A 16,227-nucleotide genomic window follows, 5' to 3' on the forward strand; every position below is an offset into this window, starting at 1 on the left:
TCGTTGCAAGTGATCCTTGCGTGTGCTTCGACGGCGAAGACAACGACCCTTTGTTGCCGCGGCGCAGAGTACCGACGGGTACTCACAATTCACCAAAGCATTCCAAACAAGGAGCGTGAGCGTAAATGGGGATCAACATCACTGATCCAGAACCCATTCAGTTTCTCGATGCAGACGGCGCGTTTGCGCCGAACGAAAGTGCGGCAGAGTATCTGAGTGAGATAGAAGATCTCACACTCGAGGACATTCAGGGGTGGTACCGGTCGATGGCGCGAAGTCGCGCATTCGACACCGAGTGCACCAACCTCCAACGGCAGGGGCAGCTCGCCCTGTGGGCGCCGAATCTCGGGCAGGAGGGCTGCCAGGCAGGATTCGCGTACGCGACCGAGCCGCAGGATCACCTCTTCCCCACCTACCGCGAGCATCTCGTGGCCGACGTGCGCGGCGTACCGCTGCTCGATCTCGCGGCCCAGTTCCGCGGCCTCAGCCACGGCGGCTGGGACGTGAGCGATCCGAAGCACGGCAACTTCCACCTGTACACGGTTGTACTCGGTGCGCAGGCACAGCACGCCCAGGGCGTCGCGCTCAGCATGGTGCTTGACGCGAAGCGCACGGCCGGGAACACCGCACTCGATCCGAACGAGCCTGGCACCCCGACAGATCGGGCCGTCATGTGCTTCTACGGCGACGGCACCACGAGCCAGGGCGAGGCCAACGAAGCACTCGTCTTCGCGCAGAGCTACCAGTCGCCAGTCGTCTTTGTTGTGCAGAACAACCAGTACGCGATTTCCGTTCCGGTCGCCAGGCAGAGCCGCACGCCGATCTATCGCCGGGCCCTCGGCTTCGGCATCCCGTCGGTGCAGATCGACGGCAACGACGCGCTCGCCGCATACGCGGTCGGACGCAAGTTTATGCGTGATGCCCGCGAGGGGAGGGGCCCGGGCTACATCGAAGCGCTCACCTACCGGATCGGCGCGCACACGACGAGCGACGACCCGACCCGCTACCGCGAGAACGAAGAACTCGAGAGCTGGAAGTTGAAGGATCCGCTCCGCCGCATCGCAGGCTACCTGCGGCAGCGCGGCGTCACCGACGAGACAATCACGCAGATCGACGAAGAAGCCGCGGCTCACGCCCGCACCGTTCGCGAGGAGATCCTCGCGCTGCCCGCCACGCAGCCGGACGAAATGTTCGCACACGTGTACGCCGAACCGCACCCGCGGATCGACGAGCAGCGCGCCTGGCTCGCAGCATACGAAGCATCGTTCGCCGGGGAGGAGACCTCATGAGCCAGACAGCACAGACCACATCGCTCGCCATCGCACGTGCCATCAACGCCGGCCTGCGCGAGGCGCTCGCCGGGGACGACTCGGTCGTGCTCCTCGGGCAAGATATTGCGTCGCTCGGCGGCGTCTTCCGCGTGACGGAGGGACTCGCGAAGGACTTCGGGACTGCTCGCGTACTCGATACTCCGCTCGCCGAAGCTGGGATCCTCGGCTCCTCGATCGGTCTCGCGATGGGCGGCTTCCGCCCCGTCGCAGAAATCCAGTTCGACGGCTTCGTGTTCCCGGCGATCAACCAGATCGTCACCCAGCTCGCGAAGCTGCACAGCCGCTCCGCTGGCACCATGAATCTGCCGGTCGTGCTTCGGCTCCCGTACGGCGGTCACATTGGTGCGGTCGAGCATCACCAGGAGAGCCCCGAGGCATACTTCGCGCACACCTCGGGTCTGCGCGTGGTGAGCCCGGCGAACGCGAACGACGCCTACTGGATGATCCAACAGGCGATCGCCTCCGAGGATCCGGTGATCTTCCTCGAGCCGAAGGCGAAGTACTGGCAGAAGGGCGAGGTGCGGCTCGACCGTGCGAGCGCGGGACTGCACGAGTCGCTCGTCGCACGCGAGGGCACCGATGTCACACTGATCGGCTTCGGCGCGATGGTGACGACGCTGCTGCAGGCGGCTGAGATCGCCGCCGGTGAGGGCGTGAGCGCCGAGGTCATCGACCTGCGGTCGATCTCGCCTGTCGACTTCGGCCCGATCGTCGAATCGGTGCGGAAGACCGGCCGCGTCGTTGTCGCACAGGAGGCGCCGGAAAACGCGAGCGTCGGATCGGAGATCGCGGCGACGCTGAGCGAGCGGTGCTTCTTCTCGCTCGAGGCACCGGTGCTGCGTGTCTCAGGCTATGACACCCCGTTCCCGCCAGCAGGGAACGAGAGCCACTATCTCCCCGACGCCGATCGCGTGCTTGAAGCCGTCGACCGCGCAATGAATTACTAGCAGCGCGCTGCGCTGAGAGGGTGTGACATGAGTAACAACGAATTCGTGCTCCCCGACGTTGGGGAAGGCCTCACCGAGGCCGAGATCGTGACCTGGGCAGTGCAGCCCGGCGACACGGTGCACTTGAACCAGGTCATCTGCGAGATCGAAACCGAGAAATCGCTCGTCGAGATCCCGTCGCCGTTTGAGGGCGAGATCGCAGAACTGCTCGTCGAGACGGGAACGACGGTGCCTGTCGGCACGCCGATTCTGCGCATGCGCGGCGAGGGTGGTGCAGCGGATCCCGCCGCGACGCCTACCGCCGGCGCTGCGCCTGCCGCTGCTGCGCCCGTCGCGGAAGCGCCCGCTGCCGACGCAGCGGCCAGCGAAGCCGCTGACGAGGAGAACTCGGGCGCGGTGCTCGTGGGCTACGGCACCGGCGGCACGGTGAAGAGCCGCAGGAAGGCGGGCGGCCAGCCGCTCGTCGCCCCGCTGCCGCCGGCGACCGACGGGCCGCCGGAGCCCGGCAAGGTGTACGTGAAGCCCCCGGTCCGCAAGCTCGCGAAGGATCTCGGAGTCGCGCTCGCGGGCCTCACCGGCTCGGGCGCGGGCGGCGAGATTCTCCGTGACGATGTGCACGCGGCCGCGGGCCGAGGCACGTCGGGGCAGCCTCAGACAGGGGGCGCGGCCGTGCGCGCGGCGCAGAGCGAGCGTGAGGAACGGATCCCGGTGAAGGGAATCCGCAAGGTCGTCGCCGCTGCGATGGTCGAATCGAAGTTCACGGCCCCACACACCTCCGTGTTCCTCGAGGTCGATGCGACGCGCACGATGAAGCTCGTGAAGCGAATGAAGGCGTCTGACACCTTCGCTGACGTGCGGGTCTCGCCGATGCTCATCATGGCGAAGGCCATCCTCTGGGCGCTCGGGCGAAACCCGGAGGTGAATTCGGCGTGGGCCGGCGACGAGATCATCCGCCGCAACTACGTGAACCTCGGTATCGCAGCGGCGACCCCGCGCGGGCTCGTCGTCCCGAACATCAAGGACGCACAGGCCCTCACGCTCGTCGAACTCGCCGAGGCTATCGGCACGCTCACGCAGCGCGCACGGGACGGTCTCACACAGCCCGCTGAGATGCAGCAGGGCACGATCACGCTCACCAACGTGGGGGTGTTCGGCGTCGACTTCGGTCTGCCGATCCTGAACCGCGGAGAGACCGCGGTTGTCGCGATGGGGTCGATCAAGGAGAAGCCGTGGGTGGTGAAGGGCAAGGTGAAGCCGCGCATGGTGACGACCGTCGGCGGATCCTTCGATCACCGCGTCATCGACGGTGACGTCATTAGCCGTTTCGTCTCCGACGTCGGGGCTGCGCTTGAACGGCCGGAACTACTGATCGGCTAATTTCGGGCAGCGGTCAAGAGGATGTGTACATTCCTGTTGACCGCTGCGCGGGTCGCTCTCGTAGGATCGCAGTATGACTGAAGCAGTGTTGCTAACCATCGACAGCGGGATCGCCCGAATCACCCTGAACCGGCCGGAACGGCTGAACGCGTTCAACGACGAGATGGCGGAGGGGTGGACGGTCGCGGCAGAAGCTGCCGTCCAGTCCGACGACGTGCAGGCGATCCTCATCGATGCCTCGGGTCGTGCGTTCTGCGCTGGCGGCGACGTGCAGGCCATGGCCACGATGGATGACCGCGGTGGGATGATCCAGCAGCTGGCGCATCGCATCAACGTTGGCATCCTGGCCCTCACCGAGTCAGCGAAGCCCGTCGTGGCCGCAGCGCACGGCACCACGGCAGGTGGCGGGCTCGGCATTCTGCTCTGCAGCGACTACGCGGTCGTCGGCGAGTCCTCGCGAGTGGGCAGCGTGTACGGTGGCGTCGGGCTCACGCCCGACCTCTCGGTCTCGGCGCAGCTCGCCGCCGCAGTGGGGCAGAGTCGTGCGCTGCAGCTGCTGCTGCAGGAGCGCCTGCTGTCGGCCGATGAGGCGGTGGCCTGGGGGCTCGCCGCCGAAAAGGTCGCCGATGACGAGGTGCTGACGCGCGCCGAAGCGATCGCGGCGTTCTGGGTGCAGAACGCGCACGCATACGGCGAAGCGAAGCGGCTCATCCGCTCGCGTCCCGAGCGCAGCTTCGCTGAGCAGCTCGCGGAGGAGGCCCGCACCATCGGGGTTGCCTCGCAGAGCCCAGAGGGCGACAAGCGCATCAGGGCGTTCGCCGCGCGCTAACACACACGGAGGGCGCCGGCGGTTCGCTGCCGGTGCCCTCGGCGTTGCTGTGCCGTGTCACGCGGCGCGGGGCCGCCGACCGGGGCGCTACTGGATGCGGTGTTCGAGCACTTCGGTCGCGAGGGAGACGCCGTTGTTGTCGACGTAGAGCTGTCCCTCGGTGAGTGAGACGGTCATCGTGTTCCTGCGTGCGAGCGTCGCGACGAGCGCGTCGATGAACGCGGGATCGAACGAGCGGATCACGATCGTGTCGGCCTCGTGGATCGTCTTCCCTGCCCACGATGCAAGCAGTTTCTCGGGTTCGCGGTGTGTGTAGACGGCCGAGCGGTCGGCGAGCTTGCTGCCGAAGTGCAGCCGGTCCGCGGCGGGCGCCCCGACCTCGATCCACGCGGTGACCGCGCCCGTGAGGTCGCGCACGAGCACCGCCGGCTCGTCGGTCGTTGAGACGCCCGCACTGAACGTGATGCCCTCCTCGTACTCGAGGCAGTAGGCGAGGAGCCGGGTCACCATGAAGCGATCCGTCTCGGAGGGGTGCCTGGCGACGCGGAGCGAGAGCTCGTCGTAGACCCCGCGATCCACATCGGCCAGCTGAATCTCGAACACGTGGATCGTTGCGCCTATTGCCATGAACACTGAGCCTAGCGTGGCACCGCGGTCAGGCCGTTACGGGAAGCGGAGCTGCTCGATGACGCGAGGCAGGTCGCGCATGTCGTCGAGGAAGCGCACGCGTTCGTGCTGCGGGAAGTCGGCGGCGTCGAAGTGCCCGGTGAACGCGAGCACGAGCATGCCAGCGCGTTGCGCTGCGAGCACCCCGGTCGGGCTGTCATCGACCGCGATGCAGCGCGCGGGATCGATCCCGAGCGTGCGCGCTGCCGACAGGTACACGTCGGGCGCCGGTTTGCCGTGCGCCTCGTCTTCGGCGCTGCAGATGCGGCCCTCGAAACGGTCGAGCAGCCTGGTCGTTGAGAGGCTTGAACGGATCCGCGCGTTGCGGCTATTTGAAGCCAGCGCGAAGGGGACGGCGAGGCCGTCGAGCGCCTGCTCGATGCCGGGGATCGGCTGCAGTCGCTCGGCGAAGGCCTCGTCGAGCCAGCCCGCGTACTTGGCATCCCACCCGGGCTCGAGCTTCCGCCCGAGCTGCTGCTCGAGCGTGGCGTAGTAGAACTCGGAAGAGCAGCCGACGAAGAGCTTCCGCAGCGTGTCGGCGTCGGTCTCCCAACCCAGGTCGGTGGCGATGCGCAGCTCGACCTCGATCGCGAGGCGTTCGCTGTCGACAATGACCCCGTCGCAGTCGAACACGACGGCATCGTAGGCGGGAACCCGGTCGCGTGTCATGACGCCCAGCCTAGGCCGCGGACCTGAGCGCCACGGGCCTCCTCAGCGACCGCCCGCGGGCGCGACACCGGCGTGCGAGAGCGCACTCGCGACCGCACCCCGGCCCTCGGCATCGATGCCGCGCACGGGGTGAGGGAGCATGCCGGGCGCGATGATCCCGAGATCCTCGGCGACGGCGGCAGCGACCCGGTAGCTGCCGTAGCGGGCGAACAGCTTCCAGAGCGGGGCGAAGCGATCCGAGATCGCGTTCGCGGTAGCGGCATCGCCCGCGAGCGCCGCGCGGGTGAGCGCGAGGCTCTCCGCGGGGAGCACCCCGGCGATGACGCTGTACCAGGCCTCGCAGCCGGCGAGGAGGCCAGCCGCTGCCGTCCAGTCGCCGCTCACGCCGAGCGTCACCGCCGGGGGCACATGCCTGCGATACTCCGCAAGGCGATCGCGTGCGGCCGTGGCCTCGGTCGGCACCGCCGGGATCTTGATCGAAGCGACCGCGGACAGCTCCGAGATCCGTCCGTGGAGTTCGCCCGTGAACGTGAACCCTGTAGTGACGGGGTTGTCGTAGACGACGAGTGGCACCGACAGCTCGGCGTTGACGGTCTCGAACAGACCAAACGCCTCGTCTTGGGTGAGTGGCTGGTACGTCATCGGAGCGAGGAGCACGGCTGCGGCTCCAGCGCGCTGCGCGTCCTCGACGTGGGCAAGCACTTCGCGGGTGCGGATCACGCTCACGCCGATGATGACCGGCGTCTCGCCGGCGTGCGCGACGCTGAGATCCGCGACGCGGGAGCGCTCGGCCCGCGACAGGTAGGCGTACCCACCGGTCGAACCGAGCGCGGTGATGGATTCGACACCGGCCGCTGCGATGCGTTCGATGATGCTCGTGTAGCTGCGCTCGTCGATGCCGTCGTCGGTGATGGGGGTGAGCGGGAACGCGCTCAGGCCGGTGAAGTTCATGACTGCCTTTCGGGGAGTGAAACGGGGGTGCGGTGGGTGCTGGAGCGGTGGGTGCTGGAGTGGCGGGCGCTGGTGCGGCTGGTGCTGGTGCGGCGTGTGCGGGTGCGCACCGCGAGCGCGGCGCAGGCGATGACGGCGAGCGCTCCGAGCGCGGTCAGCCAGCCGACGGGTTCGCGCAGCAGCATCGCCGCCCACACGAGCGTGAACACCGGTTGCACGAGCTGCACCTGGCTCACCTGCGCCATCGGGCCGATCTCGAGGCCGCGATACCAGGCGAAGAACCCGAGGAACATGCTCACGACGGCGAGGTAGCCGAACGCCGCCCACTGCGCCTGAGTCGCGCTCGGCAGCTGCTGCGCGACCGCGAACCCGGTGAGGGCGAGCATGAGCGGGGATGCGACGACGAGCGCCCACGAGATTGTCTGCCAGGCGCCGAGCTCCCGCGCGAGCAGTCCGCCCTCCGCATAGCCGACCGCAGCCGCGAGCACCGCGCCGAACAGCAGCAGATCGTGCCAGGACAGCCCGCCGAAGCCGCCGCCCTGGAGCGCTGCGAACGCAACGGCGACGATTGCGCCGAGTGCAGCAGCGATCCAGAACGGTCGCCCGGGGCGCTCGCCGGTGCGCAGCACCGCCATCACTGCGGTGGCCGCGGGGAGCAGCGCGATCACGACGGCACCGTGGCTCGCCGAGGCGGTGGTGAGCGCGAGCGAGGTGAGCAGTGGGAACCCGACGACCACCCCGGCAGCGACCACGGCGAGCCGCAGCCACTGCGTGCCGTGGGGGAGGCGTTGCCTGGTGAGAACGAGTGCGAGTGCGGCGAGGAGGGCGGCAACGACGGCACGACCCGAGCCGATAAACAGCGGCGACAGGCCGGCAACGGCAACCCGGGTGAACGGCACGGTGAACGAGAACGCGAGCACCCCGAGCAGGCCCCACCACAGTCTGCTCCGTGGTGAAGATATCGCATCGCTCGCAGATACAGTAGCGCTACTATGTTGTCTCATGAACGATGATAGCAGTTCGCGAATTGTTGCGGGCCTCCTTGACTGGATCGCCCGCGCCCCAGCGGGGGCGAAGCTCCCGGCAACCCGCGCCCTCGTCGCCGAGTACGAGGCTAGCCCGGTCACCGTGCAGAAGGCGTTGCGCACCCTGAGCGCGCGCGGCCTCATCGAGACCCGCCCCGGCGTCGGCACCTTCGTGCGCACCGTCCGCACGGCCCGCCCCCTTGACTTCGGCTGGCAGACCTCGGCGCTGCGCTCGCCGCAGCACCGGCTCCCCGACGCATCCGTGACGATGCGCCCCACCCCGCACGGTGCCATCGCGCTGCACGCTGGCTACCCGGATAGGGAGCTGCTGCCCGAGCGCCTCATCCGCGCCGCGCTCACCCGGGCCGGCCGTAGCGACGCGGCGGTCACGCGCTCGCCGGTGTCGGGCCTGCCCGAGCTGCAGACCTGGTTCGCTGGCGAGCTCGCGCAGGCGACACCGGTGGGGGTGACGCCGCCCGCGGCGAGTGACGTCATCGTGCTGCCCGGGAGTCAGAGCGGCCTGAGTTCGACCTTCCGCGCGCTCGTGACCGCGGGCCAACCGCTGCTCGTCGAGTCGCCGACCTACTGGGGGGCGATCCTCGCGGCGGCGCAGGCGGGCGTGCGGCTCGTGCCGGTCGCGAGCGGGCCACACGGCCCAGACCCCGCCGATCTCGGCCGGGCCTTCGGCGAAACGGGCGCGCGCGTCTTCTACGCGCAGCCAACGTACGCGAACCCGACCGGTGCGCAGTGGTCGCCGGAGCGGGCGAGGCAGATTCTTGATGTTGTCCGTGCCCACGGCGCGTTCCTTGTCGAAGACGACTGGGCCCACGACTTCGGCATCACCTCCGATGCCAGCCCACTCGCTGCGCTCGACGACGCGGGGCACGTGGTCTACCTGCGATCGCTCACGAAGAGTGTCTCGCCAGCGATCAGAGTCGCGGGTGTCATTGCGCGCGGCCCGGCACGAGAGCGGATCCTTGCCGACCGGGGCGCCTCCTCGATGTACGTGAGTGGCATCCTGCAGGCGGCTGCCCACGATATCGTTACCCAACCGGCCTGGGGCACGCATCTTCGGGGGCTCAGGCAGCAATTGCGGGCCCGCCGCGACCTGCTCATCGACAGCCTCGCCGAGCACGCCCCTTCCGCGCATCTCGCCGCGGTTCCGCGCGGTGGCCTGAACCTCTGGCTGCAGCTCCCGGACGCGGTTGACCTGCCGGGCCTCGTGCGGGCCTGTGAAGACGACGGGGTGCTCATCACGCCCGGTTCCGAGTGGTTTCCGGCCGAGCCAGCCGGAAACTACATCAGGCTGAACTTCTCGGGCCCGAACCCCGGCGCGTTCCCCGCGGCCGCCCAAGTGCTCGGGAATGCGCTGGGGCGACAGGGCTGAGACCTCGGGAACCCCGTGCGGGACGGCACTCCGCGTGCTACCATTCGTCTGATGAATGCGCATTACGTGTCGCGCTGTCGTGTCGGTGTCTTCTCTGCGCCCCGCACCCTCGGGTCGCTGTGACGCTCTGGGCTGGCCGGCCGACGTTGCCAGTGTCGCGAACGAGACGAGGAACCGTCATGACCGAGCAGGCCGCCAGCACCGCCACACCCCGCACCCAGGTGCCGCTGCTCCTCGCCCTCGTCTTTCTCGTCTACCTCGCGCAGATGACGCTCAGCCCAATCATCGCCCCGATCGCTCGAGAAGTGGGGCTTGCGGAGTGGCAGATTGGCGCGACGGTGAGCGCGGCCGCGATCATGGTGGTGATCGCGAGTCAGTTCTGGGGCCGGCGCGCGCAGACACACGGCACCAAGCCCGTGCTCACGAGCGCGTTGCTCCTCGGCGCCGCCACGATGGCGCTGTTCGCGTGGGCGGCCGCGCTCGGAATACGCGGTGTCGTCGTCGGCACCGCCCTCTTCGTGCTGTTCGTGCTGCTGCGTGGTGTCGGCTTCGGGCTCGCGATTTCCGCGGTCGCGCCGACCGCGCAAACCTACATCGCGAGGGTGACCGACACCGAGGAAACTCGGGTGCGCGGCATGGCCGGTGTCGGGGCGGTGCAGGGCGTTGCGATGATCGCGGGCGCGATCGTCGGGGGAGCGCTTGCCAGCTTCGGGCTGCTGGTGCCGCTCATTGTCATTCCCGCGCTGCTCGCGCTCGCCGCGCTCGTCACGATGGTGAGCTTGCGGCCCGAGCCGCAACGCGAGCTCATCGAGCATCCCGCCCGCGTGCGCCCAACGGACTCACGAGTGTGGCCGTTTCTCATCGCGGGATTTGGCATGTTCACGGCGCTCGGCTTCTTCCAGATCATCATCGGCTTCATCGTGCAGGATCGTCTCGGGCTTGACGGCCGCATGACCGCGCTCACCACGGGCGGAGTGCTGCTCGTCGCAGGCATCGGCATGGTCTTCGCGCAGGCGGTTGTCGTGCCGCGCTCGGGCTGGTCTCCCGCGGTGCTGCTCCGTGTCGGGTCGACGATCGCGGTCGCGGGCTTCGCGGTCCTCGCCCCCGACGCCGGGCTCACGCTGCTCATGGTGGGAACGGTGCTCGTGGGCTTCGGTCTCGGCATCGCGACCCCGGGCTACACGGCAGGCCCCACACTGCTCATGCGCAACGACGAGCAGGGCGGCCTCGCCGGCCTCATCGGCGCAACGAACGGCCTGACCTTCGTCATCGCGCCCGCCCTGAGCACCGCGCTCTACGGCGTCTGGCCGCTGCTCCCCGTGATCGTGAGCGGGGTGCTCATGGCGATCGTCGCGCTTTTTGTGTTCACCCACCCACGGTTCAGGGAGGTGCGAGAGGCACCGACACCGGAGGGGTGAGAAGCCCGCGTTCGGCCACGTCCGGTCCCGCCACTAGGCCCTGTCGAGCAGTTGGGGGCTACGCCCGGTCGCGCAGCTGCAGTGCGTAGTGCATGAGCTCGACGCGCTGCCCCGACGGTGTGATCCCGGCTTCCGACCCTCCCTGCTCGAAGCCCGCGGCACCGAGCACCCGCTGGGAGCCGATGTTGTCGGGGACGGTGCGCGCGGTGAGCGTCCGCAGCCCAGACGTCCGGGCGAACTCCGCCGCGAGCGAGAGCGCAGCGCTGGCGTACCCCTTGCCCCGCGCCTCGGGGTGCAGCCAAAAGCCGACCTCCGCCCCGTCTGCCGAGACGTCGAAGATCACGAGGCTCCCCGCGAACGCGTCGCTTTCCGCCTCTGCGATTGCCAGCACCGCGAGGTCGCCCCGTTCGAGCCCGGGGGCTGCATCGCGCTCGATCATGCGGCGCACGGACTCAGGGGTGTACTCCGGTTCGGGCAGGTGAGCGTAACTCCGGACATCTGCGTCGGCCGATCCGGTGGTGTACCCTGTAGCGTCGCTGGCCCGCAGCGGCCGCAGTCGTACCCGTTCGTCTGCGACGGGGAGTCTCGTCTGGTCGAGCATGATCCCAATATCTCACAGCTCGGCAGCATCCTCCATGCCCCGTTTAATCTAGTCCGCCCCTTTCTTGGGGCCGATAAGGGTCGGACTAGATTAAACGGGGCATGGGGGCGTGGGGGCGGCCCGGGCGCGAGGCTACTCGGCGACCTTGGGAGCCTTCGCCAGCTTCGACGGCCACCAGATCTTCCGGCCGATGTCGTAGCCCAGTGCCGGCACGAGCAGCGAACGCACGATGAACGTGTCGATCAAGACGCCGAACGCGACGATGAACGCGATCTGCACGAGGAACAGGATCGGGATCACCGCGAGCGCCGCGAACGTCGCCGCGAGCACGAGTCCCGCCGAGGTGATGACGCCGCCAGTGATCGTCAGCCCCCGGAGGATCCCCTCGCGCGTGCCGTGCTTCACCGATTCCTCGCGCACGCGGGTCATGAGGAAGATGTTGTAGTCGATGCCGAGCGCGACGAGGAAGATGAACCCGAACAGCGGCACGGCCGGGTCTGCGCCGGGGAACTGGAAGATCCCGTTGAACACGAGCGCGGAGACGCCGAGGGCGGTGCCGAACGACAGCACGGTCGTGAGCACGAGCAGGATCGGCGCGACGACGCTGCGCAGCAGCAGCATGAGAATGACAAGAATCACCGCGAGCACGACCGGGATGATGAGGTTGCGGTCGTGGATCGACGCGGTGTTCGTGTCGATCGCGGTCGCGGTCACCCCGCCGACGAGCGCGCCGGGCACGGCATCGGAGAGTTTCGCACGCAGCGTGCGCACAGTGTCGGCCGCCGCGTCCGAGTCAGCCGCCGCGGTGAGCGTCGCCTGCAGCATGACCTTGCCGTCGACCACGGTCGGCGCTGGCGCGGGAGTCCCGGGTGGGCCGAACGCGGAGATGCCGTCCGCGGTGACGGGGGCCGAGCCGCTCGGGGAGTCCTGCGACATGACTGACACGCCGTCGATGCCCGAATGGCCGAGCAGTACGTCGGCCGCGGTCTGCAGATCGCTCTCGGGGACGAGGATCTGGGCAGGGCTGCCCGATCCGCCCGGGAAGTGCCCGCCGAGCGCGGCCTGGCCGTCGCGTGCCTCGGAGGCCCCGATGACGAGATCCGACTGCGGCACGCCGACCGCGTTGAGCTGCGTCACGCCGAGGGCGCCGACGGCGAGGACGATGGCGGTCGTCACCCAGATCGCGCGCGGCCTTCGCTTGATGAGCGCGGCAAACTTGCTCCACACGCCGCCGGTCGGCATGCCGTGTTCGGCCTCGACGACCTCGGGCTCGAACTTCGGGCGGCGCGGCCAGAAGGCGGCACGGCCGAACGCGAAGAGCAGCGCGGGCAGCAGCGTGAGCGCCGCGAGCATCGCGAAGACGATGCCGATCGCGGCGACCGGGCCGAGCGTGCTGTTCGACTTCAGGTCGCTGAGCAGCAGGCAGAGGAGGCCGGCGATGACGGTGCCGCCGGAAGCGACGATCGGCTCGAAGGAGCCGCGCACGGCTCGCATCGTGGCCTGCCACTTGTCGGTGGTCACGCGCAGCTCCTCCCGGAAGCGCGAGACGTAGAGCAGTGAGTAGTCGGTCGCGGCACCGATCACCAGGATGAACAGAATGCCCTGCGTCTGGCCGCTGAGGAGGATCACGCCGGCCTTCGCGAGCCACCACACCGTGAGCAGCGCGACGCAGAGCGCGAACAGGCTCGTCGAGAGCACGGCGACCGGCAGGAGGAGGGAGCGGTAGACGATGATGAGGATGATGAACACCGCGATCAGGGCGACGCCGAGCAGCAGCCCGTCGATGCCCGAGAACGCCGCCGAAAGGTCGGAGCTGAACCCCGCGGGGCCCGTGACGTAGACGGAGACGCCGGGGGGAGCCGCGGAGCGGAGCGAGTCGCCGAGCGCCCCAACCACGTCGCTGATGTCGGCGTTCGCGTCGATGGGTACGAACGCCTGCACGGCCTTCCCGTCGTCTGACGGGAGCGCGGGGGAGATGCCTGTGGCGATGCCGTCGATGGTCCCGCCGTCTGCCGCGCTGCCGCCGTCACCAGCGGAAAGCTGCTCGAGCTGCGCCCCGATGCTGGCAAGGTCCGCGTCGGTGAGCTCGTCTTCGCTCGCGAAGACGACGATCGCCGGGATGGTGTCGCTGTCATTGAACTCGGTGAGGAGCTTGCGCACCTGGGTCGCGTCCGCGGACTCGGGCAGATACGCTGTCGGGTCGTTCGACGAGACCTCGCTCACTTTGCCGAAGTAGGGGCCGCCGATGCCGGCACCCGCGAACCAGACGAGGATGAGGAGGGCGGGGAGCAGGATCCGGAGCCACTTCGGCAGGCGGCCGCGCGTGGTCTCCGCGGCCGAAGTGCTCGGCGCATCGGCATGTTTTGGATTCACGTGATGTCTCCCATTGTCCAGAACAGAATGTAGCTAGCTTAGCAAGAAACATCCACATGGTATAGATAGTCAGGCTTGAAGCAATCGCTGCGGCTAGAATCGTTCCATGCAAGCGAGTCACGACGGGTCGGATCCCGGCGAGCGGGAGCCGCAGGCGACGAACGTCTACGATCTCGACGCGAGCGACCCCTCGGGCACCCTCGTCGATCGCGGCGGTCTCGACGCGGCCCAGGTGCAACACATCGGCTTGCTCATGGGCGCCCTCGGCAGACTTCGCGAGGCCGAGCAGGAGCTGTCGGAGGCCTCGCTCAAATATATGAGGCTCAATGAGACCGACATGCGCGCGCTGCACTTCCTTATCGTGGCGGCTAACCGAGGCGACCTCGCAACCCCGGGGGCGATCGCCGCGCACCTGAAGATCTCCAGCGCTTCCACGACGAAGCTGCTCGACAGGCTCGAGCGCGGCGGCCACATTGTGCGGAGTGCGCACCCCACCGACCGGCGCGCGCTCACCATCTCGATCACACCGGAGACGCACGAGGTCGCGCGGAACACCGTCGGGAGGCAACAGGCGAAGCGCTTTCACGCCGCCGCCAGGCTCACGGCAGCCGAGCGGGAGGTCGTGATCCGCTTCCTCGACGACATGGCCGCGGAGATCACGGTCGGCACCGAGGACTGGCCCGCTCAGCACGACGCCTAGCAGCCGCCCGGACCTCCAGGTGGCTCTTCACGCTTGAAGATGTAGATCGCAGCGATGAGAGTGCTCAAATGCCATGACCTCAGCGAGGTCAGGAGTTTTTTGCTGCCGATCACTCATGACTTCGCTGAGGACATGTCTGCTGAACGATCCAGGTATGGTGAGTCGTCACGGCGGCGCAGCGCCTCCACCACTACCAGCGCTGCTTTGGGGTACGTGCCGCCCGCAAGCCGTTCGCGATAATCACGACCTCCGCGAGCTCATGCACGAGCACGACCGCTGCGAAACTCAGCACCCCGGTCACAGCGAGCGGTACGAGTACCGCAATGATCGCGAGCGACAGCCCGACGTTCTGCGTTATGATCCGATGTCCCTTCCTGGCATGCGCGAGCGCGTCAGGTAAGAGTCTGAGGTCGTGGCCCGTGCACGCAACGTCGGCGGACTCGATCGCTGCGTCTGAGCCGGTCGCGCCCATCGCGATCCCGACCGTGGCACCAGCGAGCGCGGGGGCGTCGTTGATGCCGTCGCCGATCATCGCGGTCGGGGCGGAGAGCGCGAACTCTGCCACCAGCCGCGCTTTGTCCTCCGGCCGCAGCTCCGCGTGCACGTCTGCGATGCCCGCGTCAGCCGCAAGGGCGTGCGCGGTGCGGGCGTTGTCGCCCGTGAGCATCGACACGGCGATGCCCTGTTCGTGCAGCGCGCGCACGGTCTCGGCTGCCTCAGCGCGCAGCTCGTCGCGCACCCCGATCGCGCCGAGCACCTCGCCGTCGCGCGCCACGATGATGACGGTCTGCCCGGTCGCCTCGAGCGCGGCGACGTCGGCGGTGAGGGGACCCGGCGCGATCCAGCGTGGGCTGCCGACGGTGATGATGCCGCCAGCGACCTCTCCGGTCATGCCGCTCCCGGCGAGCTCGGCGACGCCAGTCGCCTGAGCCGGCGTCGGCGTCGGCGAGGCTCTGAGGATCGCTGCCGCGAGCGGGTGCGTCGAGTGCTGCTCGACCGCCGCCGCGAGCGCGAGCACCTCGCGCTCGAGCAGGCCCGGAGAGGTGACGACGGCAGTCACCTCGGGCGTATTGCGGGTGAGCGTGCCGGTCTTGTCAAAGGCGACGTGGCGGATCGTGCCGAGCCGCTCGAACGCCGCCCCGCTCTTGATGACGACTCCGAAGCGGCTCGCCCCGCCGATCGCCGAGACGACGGTAACGGGGACCGCGATCGCGAGCGCGCATGGCGAGGCAGCGACGAGTACGACGAGGGCGCGCGTGATCCAGGTTTCGGGGTCGCCGAGCAGCGAGCCGATGACGCCGACGGCGAGCGCGAGGAGCAGCACGCCGGGCACGAGGGGCCTAGCGATACGGTCCGCGAGCCGCGCGCGGTCGCCCTTCACGGCCTGCGCCTGCTCGACGAGGTCGACGATCGCGGTGAGGGAGTTGTCGGTGCCCGCGGCGGTCGTGGTGATCTCAAGCACCGCTGAGGTGTTGATGGATCCCGCGGAGACAGGGTCGCCCGGCGCGACCGCGACCGGGATCGACTCGCCCGTGATCGCGGAGGTGTCGAGCGCGGAGGAGCCGCTCGCGACCACCCCGTCGGTCGCGAGCCGCTCGCCGGGGCTGAGCACGAGCAGCTGCCCGGCCGTGAGCTCCCGGGCGGGCACGGGTGTGCGCGAGCCTCCGACAAGTACCGTCGCGGTGTCGGGCACGAGCTCGAGGAGCGAGCGCAGTCCGCCGCGGGCGCGATCCATCGCACGATCCTCAAGCGCCTCGGCGATCGCGTAGAGGAACGCGAGCGCCGCGGCCTCCTGCACGTAGCCGAGCAGCACCGCGCCGACCGCGCTGATCGTCATGAGGAGCCCGATGCCGAGCTTCCGGCGCACGAACAAGCGCGTGAGCGCGCCGGGCACGAAGGTTGCCGCGCCGAGCAGCAGGCCCGCCCAGTACGCGGCGAGGGCCGCGGTGCCGG

At 68.8% G+C, this 16,227-nt stretch carries 14 protein-coding genes; 7 read left to right on the forward strand and 7 right to left on the reverse strand.

Going from position 1 to position 16,227, the window contains the following annotated elements:
• Nucleotides 1-125 precede the first annotated feature (125 nt).
• The 4 genes from AUL38_RS05710 (at nt 126) to AUL38_RS05725 (ending at nt 4,484) form a co-directional block, all read left to right on the forward strand.
• Complete coding sequence (locus AUL38_RS05710; protein WP_059059968.1) at nt 126-1,289, forward strand: thiamine pyrophosphate-dependent enzyme; 1,164 nt, start codon at nt 126-128, stop codon at nt 1,287-1,289.
• Nucleotides 1,286-2,278 (forward strand): alpha-ketoacid dehydrogenase subunit beta, encoded by a 993-nt coding sequence (locus tag AUL38_RS05715; RefSeq protein WP_059059970.1) that lies wholly within the window; start codon nt 1,286-1,288, stop codon nt 2,276-2,278. The genes AUL38_RS05710 and AUL38_RS05715 overlap by 4 nt, the downstream gene beginning before the upstream one ends.
• Nucleotides 2,279-2,305: 27 nt before the next feature.
• Nucleotides 2,306-3,655: a dihydrolipoamide acetyltransferase family protein gene (locus tag AUL38_RS05720; RefSeq protein WP_059059972.1), complete on the forward strand. Its 1,350-nt coding sequence runs from the start codon at nt 2,306-2,308 to the stop codon at nt 3,653-3,655.
• Between the two features lie 73 nt (nt 3,656-3,728).
• Nucleotides 3,729-4,484 carry an enoyl-CoA hydratase/isomerase family protein gene (locus tag AUL38_RS05725; protein WP_059059974.1) on the forward strand — a complete coding sequence of 252 codons (756 nt, stop codon included), beginning with the start codon at nt 3,729-3,731 and terminating at the stop codon, nt 4,482-4,484.
• 87 nt (nt 4,485-4,571) lie between these two features.
• Here the strand turns inward: AUL38_RS05725 and AUL38_RS05730 are convergent, their stop codons facing one another.
• From AUL38_RS05730 to AUL38_RS05745, 4 genes are read right to left on the reverse strand one after another with little or no spacing between them, the layout of a single operon-like run.
• Nucleotides 4,572-5,111 carry a YaeQ family protein gene (locus AUL38_RS05730; RefSeq protein ID WP_059059975.1) on the reverse strand — a complete coding sequence of 180 codons (540 nt, stop codon included), beginning with the start codon at nt 5,109-5,111 and terminating at the stop codon, nt 4,572-4,574.
• Nucleotides 5,112-5,147: 36 nt separating this feature from the next.
• Entirely contained in the window at nt 5,148-5,819 is a 672-nt protein-coding gene (locus AUL38_RS05735; protein WP_059059977.1) for an HAD family phosphatase, read from the reverse strand.
• A gap of 42 nt (nt 5,820-5,861) precedes the next feature.
• Nucleotides 5,862-6,770 (reverse strand): dihydrodipicolinate synthase family protein, encoded by a 909-nt coding sequence (locus AUL38_RS05740; RefSeq protein WP_059059979.1) that lies wholly within the window; start codon nt 6,768-6,770, stop codon nt 5,862-5,864.
• The gene (locus AUL38_RS05745; RefSeq protein ID WP_083506634.1) at nt 6,767-7,774 is read right to left on the reverse strand and encodes a DMT family transporter; all 1,008 of its coding nucleotides are present in this window, start codon (nt 7,772-7,774) and stop codon (nt 6,767-6,769) included. The genes AUL38_RS05740 and AUL38_RS05745 overlap by 4 nt, the downstream gene beginning before the upstream one ends.
• On the opposite strand from AUL38_RS05745, the gene AUL38_RS05750 reads away from it, so the two are divergent.
• On the forward strand, nt 7,773-9,182 hold the full coding sequence (locus tag AUL38_RS05750; RefSeq protein WP_059059984.1) for a PLP-dependent aminotransferase family protein: 1,410 nt from the start codon (nt 7,773-7,775) through the stop codon (nt 9,180-9,182). The two genes, AUL38_RS05745 and AUL38_RS05750, sit on opposite strands and share 2 nt — an antisense overlap.
• Before the next feature lie 179 nt (nt 9,183-9,361).
• On the forward strand, nt 9,362-10,600 hold the full coding sequence (locus AUL38_RS05755) for an MFS transporter (protein WP_059059985.1): 1,239 nt from the start codon (nt 9,362-9,364) through the stop codon (nt 10,598-10,600).
• Nucleotides 10,601-10,658: 58 nt separating this feature from the next.
• On the opposite strand, the gene AUL38_RS05760 is transcribed toward AUL38_RS05755, so the two are convergent.
• Together AUL38_RS05760 and AUL38_RS05765 are read right to left on the reverse strand one after the other, a co-directional pair.
• Nucleotides 10,659-11,201, reverse strand: a complete 543-nt coding sequence (locus tag AUL38_RS05760) for a GNAT family N-acetyltransferase (protein WP_059059986.1) — start codon at nt 11,199-11,201, stop codon at nt 10,659-10,661.
• 132 nt (nt 11,202-11,333) lie between these two features.
• A complete protein-coding gene (locus tag AUL38_RS05765) occupies nt 11,334-13,493 on the reverse strand; it encodes an efflux RND transporter permease subunit (RefSeq protein WP_201023691.1) in 2,160 nt (719 codons plus the stop codon).
• A 187-nt stretch (nt 13,494-13,680) separates the two neighbouring features.
• On the opposite strand from AUL38_RS05765, the gene AUL38_RS05770 reads away from it, so the two are divergent.
• Nucleotides 13,681-14,274, forward strand: coding sequence for a MarR family winged helix-turn-helix transcriptional regulator (locus AUL38_RS05770; protein WP_059059987.1), 594 nt, complete (start codon nt 13,681-13,683; stop codon nt 14,272-14,274).
• A gap of 190 nt (nt 14,275-14,464) precedes the next feature.
• On the opposite strand, the gene AUL38_RS05775 is transcribed toward AUL38_RS05770, so the two are convergent.
• Nucleotides 14,465-16,227: cation-translocating P-type ATPase (locus AUL38_RS05775; RefSeq protein ID WP_059059988.1), on the reverse strand; the 1,763-nt coding region annotated here is incomplete at its 5' end.

The organism is Leucobacter sp. G161, assembly GCF_001482305.1.
Lineage (GTDB): Bacteria > Actinomycetota > Actinomycetes > Actinomycetales > Microbacteriaceae > Leucobacter.

Bases quoted from the DNA above. Each gene is read 5' to 3' on its own strand.
- AUL38_RS05710 (WP_059059968.1), top strand. From the start codon at position 126: ATGGGGATCAACATCACTGATCCAGAACCCATTCAGTTTCTCGATGCA.
- AUL38_RS05745 (WP_083506634.1), bottom strand. From the start codon at position 7,774: ATGAGACAACATAGTAGCGCTACTGTATCTGCGAGCGATGCGATATCT.
- AUL38_RS05735 (WP_059059977.1), bottom strand. From the start codon at position 5,819: ATGACACGCGACCGGGTTCCCGCCTACGATGCCGTCGTGTTCGACTGC.
- AUL38_RS05750 (WP_059059984.1), top strand. From the start codon at position 7,773: ATGAACGATGATAGCAGTTCGCGAATTGTTGCGGGCCTCCTTGACTGG.
- AUL38_RS05720 (WP_059059972.1), top strand. From the start codon at position 2,306: ATGAGTAACAACGAATTCGTGCTCCCCGACGTTGGGGAAGGCCTCACC.
- AUL38_RS05715 (WP_059059970.1), top strand. From the start codon at position 1,286: ATGAGCCAGACAGCACAGACCACATCGCTCGCCATCGCACGTGCCATC.
- AUL38_RS05755 (WP_059059985.1), top strand. From the start codon at position 9,362: ATGACCGAGCAGGCCGCCAGCACCGCCACACCCCGCACCCAGGTGCCG.
- AUL38_RS05725 (WP_059059974.1), top strand. From the start codon at position 3,729: ATGACTGAAGCAGTGTTGCTAACCATCGACAGCGGGATCGCCCGAATC.
- AUL38_RS05760 (WP_059059986.1), bottom strand. From the start codon at position 11,201: ATGCTCGACCAGACGAGACTCCCCGTCGCAGACGAACGGGTACGACTG.
- AUL38_RS05730 (WP_059059975.1), bottom strand. From the start codon at position 5,111: ATGGCAATAGGCGCAACGATCCACGTGTTCGAGATTCAGCTGGCCGAT.
- AUL38_RS05770 (WP_059059987.1), top strand. From the start codon at position 13,681: ATGCAAGCGAGTCACGACGGGTCGGATCCCGGCGAGCGGGAGCCGCAG.
- AUL38_RS05740 (WP_059059979.1), bottom strand. From the start codon at position 6,770: ATGAACTTCACCGGCCTGAGCGCGTTCCCGCTCACCCCCATCACCGAC.